15 protein-coding genes and 1 tRNA gene are annotated in these 16,625 nt (G+C 58.5%); 1 reads left to right on the forward strand and 15 read right to left on the reverse strand.

The features are described from left to right. Positions 1-6: 6 nt before the first annotated feature. From gmk to pyrR, 8 genes are all read right to left on the reverse strand, one after another. Positions 7-576: a guanylate kinase gene (gmk, locus tag HF320_RS05250; RefSeq protein WP_169277355.1), complete on the reverse strand. Its 570-nt coding sequence runs from the start codon at positions 574-576 to the stop codon at positions 7-9. Then, positions 577-885, reverse strand: a complete 309-nt coding sequence (mihF, locus tag HF320_RS05255) for an integration host factor, actinobacterial type (protein ID WP_022387341.1) — start codon at positions 883-885, stop codon at positions 577-579. It lies immediately after the preceding gene. 207 nt (positions 886-1,092) lie between these two features. Continuing rightward, the gene (pyrF, locus tag HF320_RS05260) at positions 1,093-1,818 is read right to left on the reverse strand and encodes an orotidine-5'-phosphate decarboxylase (protein ID WP_169277356.1); all 726 of its coding nucleotides are present in this window, start codon (positions 1,816-1,818) and stop codon (positions 1,093-1,095) included. Further along, positions 1,812-2,720: a dihydroorotate dehydrogenase gene (locus HF320_RS05265; protein WP_248276606.1), complete on the reverse strand. Its 909-nt coding sequence runs from the start codon at positions 2,718-2,720 to the stop codon at positions 1,812-1,814. Before HF320_RS05265 ends, pyrF begins: the two co-directional genes overlap by 7 nt. A 12-nt stretch (positions 2,721-2,732) precedes the next feature. Beyond that, on the reverse strand, positions 2,733-3,527 hold the full coding sequence (locus tag HF320_RS05270) for a dihydroorotate dehydrogenase electron transfer subunit (protein WP_211158955.1): 795 nt from the start codon (positions 3,525-3,527) through the stop codon (positions 2,733-2,735). A gap of 90 nt (positions 3,528-3,617) precedes the next feature. After that, positions 3,618-4,907, reverse strand: coding sequence for a dihydroorotase (locus HF320_RS05275; protein ID WP_169277358.1), 1,290 nt, complete (start codon positions 4,905-4,907; stop codon positions 3,618-3,620). Further along, a complete protein-coding gene (locus HF320_RS05280) occupies positions 4,891-5,835 on the reverse strand; it encodes an aspartate carbamoyltransferase catalytic subunit (protein ID WP_040220393.1) in 945 nt (314 codons plus the stop codon). Before HF320_RS05280 ends, HF320_RS05275 begins: the two co-directional genes overlap by 17 nt. 3 nt (positions 5,836-5,838) lie before the next feature. Next, positions 5,839-6,423 (reverse strand): bifunctional pyr operon transcriptional regulator/uracil phosphoribosyltransferase PyrR, encoded by a 585-nt coding sequence (gene pyrR / locus HF320_RS05285; RefSeq protein WP_022387335.1) that lies wholly within the window; start codon positions 6,421-6,423, stop codon positions 5,839-5,841. 356 nt (positions 6,424-6,779) lie between these two features. Between pyrR and HF320_RS05290 the strand changes: the two genes are divergently transcribed. Further along, positions 6,780-6,854: transfer RNA gene (locus HF320_RS05290), tRNA-Asn, on the forward strand. 136 nt (positions 6,855-6,990) lie between these two features. Here HF320_RS05290 and rpoD read toward each other — a convergent pair. The 7 genes from rpoD to infB all read right to left on the reverse strand — a co-directional run bounded on the left by rpoD (position 6,991) and on the right by infB (position 16,555). Continuing rightward, positions 6,991-8,331: an RNA polymerase sigma factor RpoD gene (gene rpoD / locus HF320_RS05295; RefSeq protein WP_432417936.1), complete on the reverse strand. Its 1,341-nt coding sequence runs from the start codon at positions 8,329-8,331 to the stop codon at positions 6,991-6,993. Between the two features lie 89 nt (positions 8,332-8,420). Then, entirely contained in the window at positions 8,421-10,469 is a 2,049-nt protein-coding gene (dnaG, locus tag HF320_RS05300; protein WP_169277359.1) for a DNA primase, read from the reverse strand. Beyond that, on the reverse strand, positions 10,466-11,419 hold the full coding sequence (ribF, locus tag HF320_RS05305) for a riboflavin biosynthesis protein RibF (RefSeq protein ID WP_248276607.1): 954 nt from the start codon (positions 11,417-11,419) through the stop codon (positions 10,466-10,468). Before ribF ends, dnaG begins: the two co-directional genes overlap by 4 nt. A 50-nt stretch (positions 11,420-11,469) precedes the next feature. Next, the gene (gene truB / locus HF320_RS05310) at positions 11,470-12,399 is read right to left on the reverse strand and encodes a tRNA pseudouridine(55) synthase TruB (RefSeq protein ID WP_169277361.1); all 930 of its coding nucleotides are present in this window, start codon (positions 12,397-12,399) and stop codon (positions 11,470-11,472) included. 9 nt (positions 12,400-12,408) lie between these two features. Next, positions 12,409-13,449, reverse strand: a complete 1,041-nt coding sequence (locus HF320_RS05315; protein WP_169277362.1) for a DHH family phosphoesterase — start codon at positions 13,447-13,449, stop codon at positions 12,409-12,411. Continuing rightward, complete coding sequence (gene rbfA, locus HF320_RS05320; RefSeq protein WP_022387329.1) at positions 13,442-13,858, reverse strand: 30S ribosome-binding factor RbfA; 417 nt, start codon at positions 13,856-13,858, stop codon at positions 13,442-13,444. Before rbfA ends, HF320_RS05315 begins: the two co-directional genes overlap by 8 nt. 15 nt (positions 13,859-13,873) lie before the next feature. After that, entirely contained in the window at positions 13,874-16,555 is a 2,682-nt protein-coding gene (infB, locus tag HF320_RS05325; RefSeq protein WP_169277363.1) for a translation initiation factor IF-2, read from the reverse strand. Positions 16,556-16,625: the final 70 nt, after the last annotated feature.

Genomic DNA, 16,625 nt, shown 5'->3' on the forward strand with positions numbered 1-16,625 from the left:
ATGGCCTCAATTCCTTTCGTGCTGTTGGATGACATTCAGCAACTCGGCTGTCGCATCGTCCAAATCGTCGTTGACCACAACGTCATCGTAGCGGTCGCTCAGTTCAATCTCGTGGCTGGCATTGGCAAGGCGAAGCGAGAGGGACTCCTCCGTCTCGGTGCCGCGATTGCGCAGGCGCTCGGCCAAAACCTCAAGAGAAGGAGGCATGATAAAAATCAAAACAGCTTCGGGGAAACGTTCCTTGACCTGGAAGGCTCCCTGAACATCGATCTCGATAATCAGGGAATTTCCCGCATCGAGATTCTTTTTGACCTCAGAAGCAGGAGTGCCGTACATATGTCCATGGACATTTGCCCATTCGATAAATTCATCGGCATCGATGCGATGGCGGAAGTCTTCCTCGGATAAGAAGTGATAATTAACCCCATCGACCTCGCCGGGACGAGGCTCTCTTGTGGTAGCGGAAACCGTCAGGCCCAGGTTAGGGTGAAGGTCGCGCACCCGCGCGACCAACGTTCCCTTTCCTGCACCTGACGGTCCGGAAATCACAAAAAGCTTGGGCGTGAAAGCACTCACTTACTTGGTGAGCTGCTCAAGCAGCTGCTCGCGCTGACGAACGCCGAGGCCCTGAACACGACGAGTGGCGGAAATGCCAAGCTCCTCCATGATCTTTGCAGCCTTAGCCTTGCCATAGCCGGGAAGGGACTCGATGAGGGTGGAAACCTTCATGCGGGAAGCGATGGGATCATCGGAGTTGAGCACGGACTCGAGGGAGACGTCACCCTTCTTAATCTTCTCACGAAGCTCTGCACGCGCATGGCGGGCAGCAGCAGCCTTCTCGAGAGCGGCCTTGCGCTGTTCATCAGTGAGCTGAGGGAGCGGCATTCGAACCTCCAAATAGGATTGGTTTTATGAACGATAGTAGCGTTTTGCAGGGAAAATGCCTGTCAAACGGCTTTTGCAGGAACTTACTTTAGACGAACGGGGCATAAAGTACAAGCAGGCAAATAAAAACATGCAGCTTATGGACGTTATTCCATAGAATGCACGCGCACTGCCTGCATATTTAATGCCCCGTATTCGCCTTGTGCCCTATTCGACCTTCTCAACCAGCTCGGAAACAATAGCCTCGTAGGCAGCAAGGGGGTCGGAAGATGCAGTGATGGGCCTGCCAACAACAATATGGCTGGCACCGGCGCTGATCGCGTCGGACGGCGTAGCGACGCGGCTTTGATCGCCCAAATCCGCGCCCGCAGGGCGCACGCCCGGAGTGACGACGAGCGCATCGGGCCCAAGAAGCTCACGCATGTGTGCGGCCTCGCGCGGAGAGCAAACGACGCCGTCGATGCCTGAGGCCTGCGCCAGACGTGCAAGACGATCCGCTTGCTCGGCCACGGGATGGTCAACACCGATCTCGGTCAGGCAATCCTGATCCATGCTTGTAAGAACGGTGATGGCAACTAAGCGCGGACGATCACCGCGAACGGTTGCAGCTTGCTCGGCACCCTCACGACAAGCGCGCAACATAGCGGAAGCGCCGGAGCCATGGACGGATAGCAAGTCGGCGCCGGCAAGCGCCGCAGAGCGCGCAGCGCCCTCGACCTGATGCGGAATGTCATAAAACTTGAGGTCCAAAAAGACCTTGAACCCAAGGGACTTGAACTCCTCGACGATCGCAGGACCCTCGGCATAATACAAGGTCATGCCAATCTTGATCCACGATGCCTTACCGGCAAGGGCATGTCCAAGCTCCAATGCTCGATCGCGGTCGCAATCGAGGGCGATAATCACGCGATCGCGTGCGTCTGCGTCTAGCATTCGAATGCACCCACCAGCTCGTTAATATCGGATACGCCCTGGGACTCTGCCCACTGCTCGAGCTCGCCTGCGATGCGCAAGGAGGCCGTCGGATCGACGAAGTTTGCCATGCCAACAGAAACGCAAGTAGCACCCGCAAGGATAAACTCAGCGGCATCCTCGCCGGTCATAACGCCACCGACGCCGTTGATGGGCAGGTCGACCGCCTGGGCAACCTCCCACACCATTCGGACCGCGATGGGATGACAAAGGGGACCCGAAAGGCCGCCCTTAGGCTTTGCGACCCTGGACCTACGAGTATTGACATCGATAGCCATACCCTGGATAGAGTTGATGATGGAAAGGCCATCGGCACCCTCAGCCTCGAGAGCGCGCGCTACATCGACAACGTTGGCCGGAGCCATCTTTACGAAGAGGGGGCGATCGGTAACCTTACGGCAGGCACGCATGACCTCGCCCGCACCCTCGGGAGTAGAACCGCAGGCAGCGCCGCCGGCAGCGATATTGGGGCAGCTGACATTGATTTCAAAGCCCGCAGCCCAAGGGCACAGCTCATCAAAGAGTTCGAGCGCGCGCACGTACTCGGGAGTAGAATGGCCGCACACCTGGCAGATAACCTGGCAGCCATCTTTGCTCAGCTGGTTAAGCCAAGGACCGGACTCCTCGGCAAACGCGCGAACGCCGGGGTTTTGCAGACCGACGGAGTTGATCATGCCGCCACGGACCTCAGCCATACGCGGAGCGGGGTTGCCAGGCCAGGGCTCGGCAGCGCAGCCCTTGGTGGTGATGGCTCCAAGCTTGGAGACATCGAAGAAATTTTGGAACTGCCAGCCGTAGCCAAAGGTGCCGGCTGCGGTGTTAATGGGGTTTTGCATCTTAACGCCGCCGAAATCGACAGCCATGTTAACGCTCATTTAGAAGACCACCACCTTGGAGGCATCAAAGACGGGGCCGCACATGCAGGCACCCTTCATGCCATCGACCGTTTCGACATTACAGGTATTGCAGGCACCAAAGCCGCAGCTCATCATGCGCTCGAGGGAGACCTCACAGTAGACGCCGGCATCGGCAGCTGCCTGCGCGACCTTCTTCATCATGGGAGCAGGACCGCAAGAGGCGACATAGTCGTAGCCGCCCTTGGCAAGAAGCGCCGCAGCGGGATCGGTGCAAAAACCGCAAGTGCCGGCAGTGCCGTCATCGGTGGAGATGCTCACAGACTCGGCACCAAGCGCACAAAGCTCGTCGACGCCCACGATCTTGGAAGCGCTAGCCGCACCAAGGCAAACGTCAAAAGCCACGCCCATCTGGGAAAGGATGGTCGCGGCGCCCAGAATGGGCGGAACGCCGATGCCGCCGGCAACGAGCAGCGCACGGCCCGCACCCTCGGGAACGCGCCAGCCATGGCCACCAGGGCCCAAGAGGTTGGAGGTGGAGCCGGGCTCCATAAGAGAAAGGTTACGCGTGCCCTCCCCTACAACGGCATACCAGATCTCAACGGTTCCGGCTTCAGGGTCTGCCTTGGCGTAGCTCAACGGTACGCGAAGCAGATTTGCCGAGACGCCGGGGACGGCGATGTTGACGAACTGACCAGGCTCGAGCATTGTAGCGAGCTTGGGAGCCGAAATGACGATCGAGTAGATGCCGTCGGCGATCTTGTCGTTCGAAACGACCTCGAAGTCATGGATTCGGGCAGGAGATGGTGTGGGCATGGACACTCCAATCCTCTCACAGACGCATTGGATCGAAATAAAAATGGGCGGCATCCCATCAAGGGCGCCGCCCATGTGACGAAAGCAATCTTAGCAGACTGCGCCGCCAGCGAGGGTCTGCTTGCCGCCAACAAACACGTCGGTAGCACGTCCGGTAAGCTCAACGCCGGTAAAGCCGGAATTAGCAGCCTTGGACTCAAAGCCGTCCTCGCCCACAGTCCAGGTGAGCTCAGGATCGAACACGGTAATATCGGCAACGGAGCCAGGACGGATGGAGACGGGATCTAGGCCCAGAATACGGCGAGGCGCGATGCTCATGGCCTCGACCAGGCGATCATAGCCCATCTTGCCGGTACGCACCATGTTGGTGAGGACAAGTGCAAGGGAGGTCTCCAGACCGATCATGCCAAAGGGAGCGAGCTCAAACTCACGCGACTTCTCCCATGCGGCATGGGGAGCGTGATCGGTAACGATGGCGTCAACCGTACCGTCGATAACGCCCTGGCGAATCGCCTCGGCATCTGCCTGGGTGCGCAGCGGAGGATTGACCTTGAGAGAGGTGTTGTAGGTCTCGTCAAGATCGTCCTCGGACAGGAACATGTGATGCGGGGTCGCCTCGCAGGTAACCTCGACGCCCTCTTCCTTGGCGCGGCGAACAAGCTCGAGTCCGTAAGCGGTGGAAATGTGCTGGATATGCAGCTTGGCACCGGTAAGCTTAGCGAGCTCGATATCGCGAGCGATCTGAATCTCCTCACCCTGCGCCGGCCAGCCGAGCAGGCCCAGACGCGTGGAAACGGCGCCCTCGTTGATTTGGCCGTCGCCCACAAGGTCCTCGTCCTGGCAGTGGCTCATAAAGACCTTGCCGAACATCTTGCCGTAATCCATGCAGCGGCGCATCATGCCAGCACCCTGGACACCGCGGCCGTCATCGGTAAAGGCAACGGCACCGTGAGCGACCATGTCGCCCATCTCGGAAAGAGCCTCGCCCTTAAGGCCACGCGAGCAAGCGCCCGAAGGGAAGACGCGGCAATGGCCGACAGCGGCAGCGCGAGCCTTCACATACTCGATAACAGAGCCGTTATCGGCAACAGGATCGGTGTTGGGCATGGAGCAAACGCCCGTGAAGCCGCCTTTGGCAGCAGCGCGGGTACCGCTCTCGATATCCTCTTTATGCTCGTAGCCGGGCTCGCGAAGATGAACATGCATATCGACAAGACCGGGAACAAGATACTTGCCCGACATATCGAGGACGGTGGCGTCCCCGGCTTCGAGGCTGGGTGCAACAGCAGCGATCTTGTCGCCCTCGATCAAGACATCGCAGACTTCGTCAAGGCCGGCAGCAGGGTCGACCACATGGGCGGATTTAAGCAGAAAGGCCATTATCGGAACCTCCAAGCAGCAAGTATAGGGCAGCCATACGCACGCAGATACCGGAGTAGACCTGCTCCAGGATCACCGAGCGCGACGGGTTATCGGCCATATAGGAATCGAGCTCGACGCCGCGATTGATAGGACCGGGGTGGCAGACGATCGCATCGGGCTTCATCAGCGGCTCGCGAAAACGCGTAAGACCAAACAGGTTGTGGTACTCGCGAATGCTGGGGAACGGCGAGCCCTCGAGACGCTCCTGCTGCACGCGCAGCATGTAGACAACGTCAAGCTCGGGAAGGACGTCATCGAGCGAAGAGGAAACGTGATCGATGCCCAAAACCTCCGGCGCGGGCGGAAGAAGGGTGCCCGGAGCGATGGCGTACGTCTCGCAGCCCATGATCTTCAGCGCGGGAAGCAGGGAGCCGCAAACACGGGAGTGGTTGATGTCGCCCACTAAGCCGACCTTCAGGCCCTCGAAGCTGCCCTTGTGCTCCCAGATGGTGTAAAGGTCAAGCAGAGCTTGGGTGGGGTGATTGTGCTTGCCGTCGCCAGCGCAGATAACGCTTGCGGGTGTATTCTGGCTCACGATGTAGGGAGCGCCCGCGTGCTTGTCGCGCACAACGATGCAATCGATCTTGTATGCGTTGAGCGTCTCGACGGTATCGATCAGGCTCTCGCCCTTGACCGTCGAGGTGGAAGATCCGCCAAAGTTCAGGCTGTCGGCCGAAAGGCGCTTCTCGGCAAGCTCAAAAGAGCTGCGCGTGCGCGTAGAGGGCTCGTTGAACATGTTGACGATGGTCTTGCCCTTAAGGGTCGGGACCTTCTTGATGGCACGCTCATTCACAGCCGAGAACGCCTTTGCGGTCTCGAGAATCGTCATGATATCGACATCGGAATACTCAGTGATGTCGATGAGGTGTTTATGGTTGAAGGACATTCGCTACTCCCCTCCCAGCGGAGCTGAACCGACGCGGTCGCCCGGCTTAACATCGAAGATCTCGACCGCGGTGTGCGAGTCGGGCCCCTTCAGATACAGACGTACGTTCTCCTCATGGGACGAGGGGACGTTCTTACCAACAAAATCCGGAGAGATGGGCAGCTCGCGATGACCACGATCGACAAGGACAGCCAACTCGATACGAGAGGGGCGACCCAAGTCCATCAGCGCATCAAGAGCCGAGCGGATGGTTCGACCGGTGTAGAGGATGTCGTCGACAAGCACGATGCGCTTATCGTTAACATCGAAGGGGATGTCGGTCGCGTGAACCTCAGGAGAGAAATGCGTGAGGTAATCGTCGCGATAGAAGCTGATGTCGAGGCGTCCCAGAGGAACCTTGACGCCCTCGATCTCCTCGATCTGGCGTGCAAGCTCCTTTGCCAGCAGGTCGCCACGGGTAACGATGCCAACGAGTGCGAGGTCTTCGCATCCTTCGTTGCGCTCGACGATCTCATGCGCGATGCGTTTGATAGCACGCGAGACGGCGACTTCGTCCATGATGATCGCTTTGGGTGAAGACTGTTCCATCGATCTCCTTCCCGATTCATGCGTACAGGGCGCATAAAAAATAGATGCCGACCACCAAGGCGAACGGCATCTCGAAAGACAGATGAACACTCAATGAGGTTGTCTCCATGCGAGCATCTCGTACGCGCTTAATGGTCGTATTCAGTCTAGACTGCCCCGCACGCTTGTCAAGCGAACTTAGACGAAAGCATCAAGGCAACGACAAACGGCCTTTCCCGCCAAACGGACGGCAACCAATTGATTGAATTCCGGTTCAACAGTAACTAAAAATGAATGCCAAAAAAATTTTAAAATAGTTCTTGCATCCCCAAAACTTTCCCCTATACTAAATTTTGTTGCTCAGCAGCACACACCATTCCTCGATAGCTCAATGGTAGAGCACGCGGCTGTTAACCGCGCTGTTGTAGGTTCGAGTCCTACTCGAGGAGCCAGAAACTTCAAGCCCGCCTTTCGAGGTGGGCTTTTTTATTATCCCCCGATTTTCAAACTCAAAACAGGAGCGATATCACCCTAGATGTCGCTCCTGTTTTCATAAAAAAGCCCCGTCATAAGACAGGGCTTTGAAATTTAGGACTCGATATAGTCCTTGAGTTTGCTCGAACGGCTAGGATGGCGCAGCTTCGCCAACGTCTTGGACTCGATTTGACGAATACGCTCACGCGTAACGCCAAATTCGCGACCAACTTCCTCGAGCGTACGAGGATGCCCGTCAACAAGGCCAAAGCGAAGCTCAATAACCTTGCGCTCACGATCAGCCAAGCTATCGAGGACCTGCGTGAGCTGCTCCTGAAGCATCGAGAAGCTCGCCGCATCGGGCGGAACGACCGCTTGGGAGTCCTCGATGAAGTCGCCCAGCTGAGAATCCTCTTCCTCACCGATAGGAGTCTCAAGGGAAACGGGCTCCTGGCTGATCTTTTGGATCTCGCGTACGCGGTCGGCGCTCATGTCCATCTCGGCGCCGATCTCTTCCGGGGTCGGGTCGCGACCGAGGTCCTGCAAAAGCTGACGCTGCACGCGGACAAGCTTATTGATGGTCTCGACCATGTGGACCGGGATACGAATGGTACGAGCCTGATCCGCAATGGCACGGGTAATAGCCTGGCGAATCCACCACGTGGCATACGTGGAGAACTTAAAGCCCTTCTCATAGTCGAACTTCTCGACCGCGCGAATCAAGCCAAGGTTGCCCTCCTGAATCAAATCGAGGAAGAGCATGCCACGGCCAACATAGCGCTTGGCGATAGAAACAACCAGACGCAAGTTTGCGCTGATAAGCGCCTGCTTGGCCTCAAGGCCCACGTTCTCGACACGTGTAAGACGGCGCATCTCGGCGCGCGTGAGCTCGATCTCGCCATTCTCGGCAGCCTCAAGCTTGTTCGACGCCTCAAGACCAGCCTCGATCTTCATAGCCAAGTCGACCTCATCGGCAGCGGTGAGCAGGTCAACCTTACCGATCTCTTTGAGATACATGCGCACCGGGTCGCCGGTGAGCATGACGGTCGAAGCGTCAACGCCACGCGTGCGAGAACGAGAACGGCTCGTACGCGAACGCGATTTCTTTTTAGGCTTGGCAGCAGCCATCTCGGCATCAGCGCGCTTAGCTACCCTGATGTCATGGTCCTCGTTGTCCTCGTCATCCAGATCGTCGTCAAGGTCATCGGTACCGGCGCTAAGGTCATCGTCATCGGCACCAATCACAGCGTCGTCGTCATCTGCGGACACAACACTGATACCCTGTTCACGGAGAATGCCATAGACGGCGTTGAGCTGCTCTTCACTGACGCTGATATCCTTGAGCATTCCCTGGACATCGTCTTCGGTAACACTACCGTTCTCAGCACCCTTGAGAAGAAGCGTGGCGATTTGAGATTTGATCTCGTTCCCCATGCTCTCAGTCTTATTTGGCACAGATTCTCCCTTCATAGCACACAGGACACATTACTTTAGCACAGGCTTGTATACCCCATGTGGGATAATTCAACCTGCCCAACACAACTTCACGCATTAGACGCGGCGCTTGGTTGATTCAGTTGCTCTGAAAGCGTCCGAAACGGGTCGGCAACGCCCTCGACGGCAGAGGCAAGCTCGCGAGCGCGGGCGGCATCTTGCGTTGCCTGAATTGCCAGCTCTCGACGCGTCGCGGCGTCCATGCCCGAATCTGAACGCAAGCGCGCCTGCGCCGTTCGCATGCGGCGGCGCAACGTGTTGAGTTCAAGCGTATCGAGCAGAAACACGATGTTCGTCTCGGTTGGGTGCTCGCTGGTCACGCCAATGGTACCGGCACTCACAAGGGAGGCCGCATCCTCGCAAACGGCACGAGCCGCATCCATGACCTCGGCGGGTCCGGCACCTTCCGGTGTTGCAAGAACAGCCCAAGCGATAGCCTCATGGCGTGGATCGACCCAGTCGATCTCGCAGATTCTATCCCCATACGGTCTAAAGCTATCCAGATGACTCGTCATAAGACAGAGCAGCTCACGCTCCCCCGCAAGCGAGCGACGCTCGAGGTCCGTATAAATCGGGGCCGCGGCAGCTGGCGCCACGGGCAAGACGGAAGACTCGGCAAAAGGAACAGACACCGCACCCTGGGCCTCTGCAGGTAGATAGTCATAAGGCTCATAAGGCTCTTCGTCGACAGGAGGGATGCCGGGGGCAAAATCGGCAGCGGGCATCGGCTCTCGGCTAGCGCGCAGCGTAGATCTTGAGGCGTTTTGCTGATAGCGTTCCCGAGCAGCCTCACGCTGCTGAGCCTGCTCTTCCTCACGAGCAACGTCATTGAACACGCGCTTGGAAGCCGTGCGCACCATATCGACATCGACACCCAAAAGATCGGCAATACGCACAAAATACGTGTCGATCATATAGCTTGCGCGCAGCGGGTAGATCAAACGGCACGCATCCTCAAGGGCGCGTGCACGCCCCGCAGGAGTAGAAGCGTCGGCACGCTGTTCGAGTTTGCGAAACACAAAGTCGAGCAACGGTTCGGACTCGTCGAGCAGCTGGCGCAAAGCAGAACCGCCGTTGGCGTTAACGTAGTCGTTCGGGTCCATATTGTCTGGCAAAATGACGCAGCGCAAATCAATAGAGCCCGTCTCGACAAACTGGATGGCGCGCTCGGCTGCCTTCTGACCTGCATTGTCGCCGTCGAACAGGTAAATAATCTTCTTGGCAAAACGCGTAAGCGTCTTGACGTGATGCTCTGTGAGCGCTGTGCCCAATGTGGCGACGACATTTTTAATGCCGCCTTCCCAGCAGGCGATGGCATCGGTGTAGCCCTCGACCACAACGGCCTCGTTGGCGGCAACGATATGCTCTTTTGCCCAGTTAAAACCATAGAGATTTCGCTTCTTATGAAAAAGCGGGGTCTCGGACGTATTGAGATACTTGGGCTCCCCCGCCCCCATGATGCGCCCACCAAAGGCAATGCATTTTCCCTGCTCATCAAAGATGGGAAACATGTCGCGATCGTAGAAGCGATCGGCAAGGCCTCCGCGGCGGTCGATGGCAACATTCGCATCGATCATCTCACGAGGCGAAAAACCCTGGGAGCGCAGATGGTTGACGAGTGCGCCACGACCCGGAGCAAAACCGAGTCGATAGCGCTGACACACATCCGAACCCAAACCGCGGCTCGCAAAATACTCGCGTCCGCGACCGTCCTTGCCGCGCATGAGCATCGTATGGTAAAAGTCGCACGTCGCCTCGCACACTTCGACAAGACGCGCGCGCTTCGTACCGCGACGCGTAAAGGATGCTTCTTCCTGAAGCTCGATGCCCGCGCGCTCCGCAAGATAGCGAATGGACTCGGGAAACGAAAGGTTCTCGCGCTTCATGATGTAGGTAAAGCAGTCTCCACCCTCACCGCAGCCAAAGCAGTGCCACACCTGCGTCGCAGGGATGATATGAAACGAAGGGGTTTTCTCGCCATGGAAGGGACAGCAGCCCCAAAACTCATGGCCGCGGGGACGAAGCTCCACGGTCTCTTGAACGAGCGCAACCAAATCGGTCGCTGCGCGAACACGATTTTTATCTTCATCACTGATCATGCGCGAAGATCGTACCTCCCCTCGCCATAGAGATCGCGAACATCTTGAATATTGCCCTCGACCGTCGCGATAAGCTCGTCGAGCGAATCGAACGGACGGGAGCGGCGCAACTGTTTAGTGAACGAGAGGGCGATGTCTCGTTCATAGATATCGGCCGAAAAACCGACAATATTGGCTTCGAGCTTTGCCGAGCCTGGGGCACCCTTGAACGTCGGCGGCAAACCAACGTTGATAGCCGCAGGCCATGCCTCCTCGCCAAGACAGGCAAAGCCGGCATAGACCCCTTCTTGAGGAGCGAGAATGTTCGAATCAATCACAACATTGGCCGTAGGAAAGCCCATCTTGTGCCCCTCGCCGCGACCGCGAGCGACACGTCCGCGCACCGCATACGTACGGCCAAGCTCTGCCGCAGCCATCTCCATAGAACCAGACGAGATTAGCGAACGAATACGCGTTGCGCTCACAACGTCACCGTCATCACACACAAGCTCGTGTCCAAAAACCTCGATCCCTCTGCCACGCGCCCAATCACGGATAGCATTCACATCGGAAGCCCCACGATATCCCAGGCGGAAGTTCGAACCCACATGAACTGAACGAATATCGAGAACCGGAAGGAGAACGCGCGTAAAAAAGGCATCGTGGTCCAAGGACGCGAGGGCGGAGTCAAAGGGAACCACACAGACGGCATCGACACCCGACGAGGCGAGCAGACGAAGTCGGTCGGCGACGAGCGTCAGCTTGGGCGCAGGAGCAGCAGACACTACGGTATCGGGATCGGGATCGAAGGTTACCGCAATAGCAGCGATTCCGTGCTCATGTGCATCGGCAACCATCTGGTTAATAAGATGCCGATGTCCACGATGCACGCCGTCAAACGCACCGATAGCGACCGCACATGCGCAACGCGAAAGAGCGGCGGCGTCCTTGAGGGCATAGATAGGTGCCAAAGCTTTGCCGAGTATGAAGTCGCGCCTTAATGAAAATGCATCGGGATGACTCATGACACACCTTCGATACCCTGCGGAAACACGTCGCGCATAACATAACGCCGCTGCTCTAAGCAGGCAATGGCGCGCATCTGCCCTTCGATCACAAGAGCACAAGGAGACCCCTCGGGCAGACATTCACCAAAAGAGCCAGCGTCGATGGTCCGACCGTTAAGAATGCGAGCGAGCGCTTCGGACGGCAAATCGACTCTACCCAAGCCCAGCGAGGAGACAGGATCGATGGCATGCGCACGAAGAGCATCTGCACTCACGCCTTCAAGCTCAATTGCATGAGCCAGGGAAATGGAGCCCGAGGCGCTACGTCGCAGCGAGACGATATGAGCCGCACTCTGGGCAGCACGCCCGATATCGCGCGCAAGTGAGCGGATATAGGTGCCCTTACTCACCGTACAGGCGATATTCCAAACTACCTGCTCCCCGTCAACCAGAACCGAGAGGAGCTGAAGCTCGAAAATCTCGACAGGACGGGCGGGAAGATCCACGTTCTCTCCCGCTCGCGCACGCTTGTAGGCGCGAACGCCATTGACGGAAATCGCCGAGAATGCTGGCGGAACCTGCATCTGAGGCCCCACAAACGAATCCAAGACGCCGCGGGCATACGCCTCGTCCTTGAGCTTAGCGTCAACAGGTGCCGTGCGCGTGACCTCGCCCTCGGAGTCATCGGTGTTGGTTTCGCTTCCAAAGGAAACGGAAGCAATATAGCTTTTGCGATCGAGCGTAAGCATGCCAAGCAGACGCGTCGCCTGCCCAACACCAAGCACCATGACACCGGTGGCCAACGGGTCGAGCGTGCCCGCATGGCCCACACGACGAACCCCCAAGGCCCGCCTCACGCGCGAAACGACATCGTGAGACGTGCACCCGAGGGGCTTGTCGACGGCAAATAAAAGATTGATATCAGAAGGAATGCGCTTAACCATGCATCACCTTTACGCATCGAGCGTGTGAACAAGTTCGATCAGCTCGGGAAGAAGGGCGTCCAACGCCTCCTCCACCGTGCCATAGAAAGTAAATCCGGCAGCGGCCGCGTGGCCACCGCCATCGTGCCGAGCGGCGATTTGCGAGACATCGAGCGAGCACTTTGAACGCAAGTTGCCGCGAATCTCGCCCTCCCCCACCTCGCGCAGGAACAAGCAGACAATAGATCCATCGATGGCCCTCACGACGTCAACCAAGCCATCGCACTCATCGGGAGAAACGCCATGCTTGGCAAGATCGGAAGCAAGCGCATAGCTATAGGTGATGCGCCCCTCCGCTGCAGCCTCGATACGGCCCATGACGACGCTTTCCAGGTGCAGATACTCCAAGCGCTGGCTCTGATAGACGCGAAGGGCTACAAGAGCGGGATCGGCACCGGCATGGACCAGTCGCGAAGCGCAGGTAAACGCCTCGCAATTGGCATTTTGATACTGAAAGCGTCCTGTGTCGGTAACAAGGCCCGTAAGCAGGCAGTTTGCCACATCGGGATCAACCGGATAGCCGGCAAAGATCAAGAAATCATCGATGATGACCGCGCAGGCAGCAGCCTCGGGACGACGCACTACAACGTCACCGAATTCCGAGCGGGCGGGATGATGGTCGATCGTGACCACATACTCCGAGCGCATCGCAATCGCAGCCGCATCGCCCAAACGCTCAATCGTCGGAACATCCACCGAGATGAAGAGGTCAGGATCGAGCGGATAGGAAGATGCCGGGGTCATGTCGGTCGCTCCCGGCAAGAAGCGATAAACGCGCGGAACGGGCGCCTCGGTGGGCAGAAGACATGAAATGGCCTTCTGAGGATAGCGCCGGCGCAAGGATTGACCAAGCGCCAGCGTCGAACCGATGGCATCGCCGTCGGGATTGACATGGCCGCAGATGACGATCGTCTCGGCATCTTCGATTTTTTCGACAACACTGTCCCACACGAAGGAAGGCTCGGGAGCGTCCAAGCCCTCTTCGCCGCAGGAGCAGGAGATACTACTCATGGTCGGTATCGCCCTCCAGCGAAACGAAATCCACGATGGGGTAGCCTTCCTCATCTTTCTCGATCGACATAGTCTCGGGCACGACCTTGAGTGCCTCGGCGATAGCCTCGGCCTGATCGGTGGAACGGTCAATCTTGAAATCGAGCTGAGGAACCACACGCCAATCGAGTGCGCGAGACAACAGCTTACGAATCTTGCCCTTAGCGCTATCCAGCGCCTCGAGCACTTCATCGTAGCGATCGGCTTCACATGAGACGTAAACGCGCGCGAAGGAGCGGTCCACGCTGACCTCGCAACCCGTAAGGGTCACAAGGTCAAGACGCGGATCGGAGATCTCGAACAGCAAGATGGTGCCGAGCTTTTCGCGCAGTTGCTCGCCAGTACGGCGAGTGGCGGCGTTTTGCTTCACGATACCCTCTGTTTCCTACTCGGTACGGGCAACCTGATCGATGCGGTAACCCTCGATCTGGTCGCCAGGCTTGATGTCCTGGAAGTTCTCGAGGCCGATACCGCCCTCGGTACCGCTGCGAAGGCTCTTGGCCTCGTCCTTGTAGTGGCGCATCGATGCGATCTTACCGTTGAAGACAACGATACCGTCGCGCACGAGGCGCACGGAGTCGGTTGCGGCAATCTCGCCCTCTTCGACGCGGACACCGGCGGCAATGCCAACCTTGGGCACCTTAAAGGTGTCGACAACAGTGGCAAGACCGGTGGAAACCTCAACCTCGGTCGGCTTGAGCATGCCGATACGAGCAGCGTCGAGGTCCTCAAGCGCCTTATAGATAACATCGTAGCAGCGAATCTCGACACCCTGATGCTCGGCGGCAGAACGGGCCTTGCCGTCGGGACGCACGCCAAAGCCAATGATAATGGCGTTGGAGGCATCGGCGAGGACGACGTCGGTCTCGTTGATGGCACCGACGGCGGCGTGGATCGTGTTGATGCGGACCTCGGACTGGTCCATCTTGTCCAGCGAGTCCTTGAGGGCCTCGATGGAACCCTGGACATCGGCCTTGATGATGAGGTTGAGTTCCTTGACCTCGGCATCGGCCATGGTGTCGAAGAGGTTTTCGAGCGTAACGTGCTTAACGTGGCTCTGCTCCTCGATACGCGCCTTGAGCGAGCGCTGCTCGGCAAGCGCGCGGGCCTCGCGCTCGTCCTCGAACACACGGAATTCGTCGCCTGCGTTCGGGACGGACTGAAGACCAAGGATCTCGACAGCGTCGGAGGGGCCTGCCTCGGTGACGGGACGGCCCTTGGGGTCGAGCATGGCGCGAACACGGCCATAGGTAAGACCGGCCACAAGAGTGTCGCCCACGTGCAGGGTACCGCGGGTCACAAGCACGGTGGCAACAGAGCCGCGGCCCTTGTCGAGCTTGGCCTCGAGGACATTGCCCGAAGCGAAGGTGTCGGGGTTGGCCTTAAGCTCAAGGACGTCGGCCTGGAGAATGACGGTTTCGAGAAGCTCATCGATACCGATCTTCTTCTTGGCCGAGATGTTGACGAACATGTTCTGTCCGCCCCACTCCTCGGGGATGATGCCGTACTCGGTGAGCTCCTGGCGAACCTTATCGGGGTTCGCACCGGGCTTATCAATCTTGTTGACGGCAACGACAATGGGTACGCCAGCGGCCTTCGCATGGTTGATGGACTCGATGGTCTGGGGCATAACGCCGTCATCGGCAGCAACGATCAGGATGACGATGTCGGTCACCTTGGCGCCACGGGCACGCATTGCCGTAAAGGTGGCGTGACCAGGGGTATCGATGAAGGTGATTTTGCGACCGTTGATAAAGACCTGGGAAGCACCGATGGCCTGCGTGATGCCACCGGCCTCGCCAGCGGCGACGCCGGTGTTACGGATGGCGTCGAGCAACGACGTCTTGCCGTGGTCGACGTGACCCATGACGGTAACAACCGGGGCACGGCTCTTAAGGTCTGCCGGGTCGTCATAGAACGAGAAGGTGTTCTCCTCCTCCGGAGTGATGATCTTGACCTGACGGCCCAGGTCGTCAGCCACGAGCTCGACAAGGTCGTCGCTCATGGTCTGCGTCATGGTAAGCGGAGTGCCCAGCAGGAACAGGCGCTTGATGATGTCGTTGGCGGGGACCTCGAGGGCCTCGGCGAGCTCGGCTACGGTCACGCCCTGGGAGACGCGGACGGCATCAAGCTCCTCGGGATTGATGCCCTGAGCCAAAGCCTCCTCGATCTTCTTCTCCTCCTGGACGCGAGCTGCCTCGCGCTCACGCTTCTCCTTGCGCTTTTTGCGGCGACCGGTAGACTCACGCGAAGCCTCCTCGACGGCGGCACGAGCCTCCTCGAGAACCTTCTCGCGGCTGTATTCCTCAGCCTCGCGAGCCATACGGGAGTAGCGGTCCTCCTCGCCAGCTGCGTGACCCTTGTGCTGCTTCTTGCCCTTGCCCTGCTTATCGGGGTTGGGGAAGTCCATACCGGCAGGCATAGAGGGAGTGCTTGAACGACGGGGGCTGCGAGCGGGAGCGTCCTCGGACTTCTGGGGAGCACGGCGACCGCCACGACGGTTGTTGTCGCGGTTGCCACGACGATCCTCGCGAGTCTCCTCCTTCTTGGCGCTCTCCTGCTTCTTCTCCTTCAAGACCTCTTCCTGAGCGGCGATCTGGTCCAGAAGGGAGCGGAAACGAGAGCCGGAATCACTTGCGGGAACGGCGCGACGCTTCGCCTCGAGCTCTGCCTCGCGGCGCTCGGCCTCGGCCTTCTCGCGGGCAATGCGCTCTGCCTCGGCGGCAGCGGCGCGGGCGGCCTCCTCGGCAGCACGCGCAGCCTCGGAAATCTTGCGCTCTTCCTCACGGCGGGCCTCGGCAGCAATGCGCTCGCGCTCGGCCTCCTCGGCGGCACGCTTTGCCTCCTCGGCAGCAGCCTCCTCCTCGGCGCGCTTCTCGGCCTCGATCTCGGCAGCACGGGCCTCAAGAATCGGAGCGAGCTTCTTGCGCACCATGGATACGTATGCGTCCTCAAGGGCAGACGATGCGCCCTTGGCGGGAATCTTCATCTCCGCGAGATGCCCCAGCATCTCTTTGGAGGTCATTCCAAATTCTTTGGCGAGGGTTGAAACACGAACCTTTGCCATAAACACCTACCTTTCGGGCGCACAGGGCGCCCATGATCTTGCGGGTTCCTTTCAGACAAGCGGCTGGGCG

Origin of the sequence: Collinsella acetigenes, assembly GCF_012844445.1 — a bacterium.
Classification (GTDB): Bacteria; Actinomycetota; Coriobacteriia; order Coriobacteriales; family Coriobacteriaceae; genus Collinsella; species Collinsella acetigenes.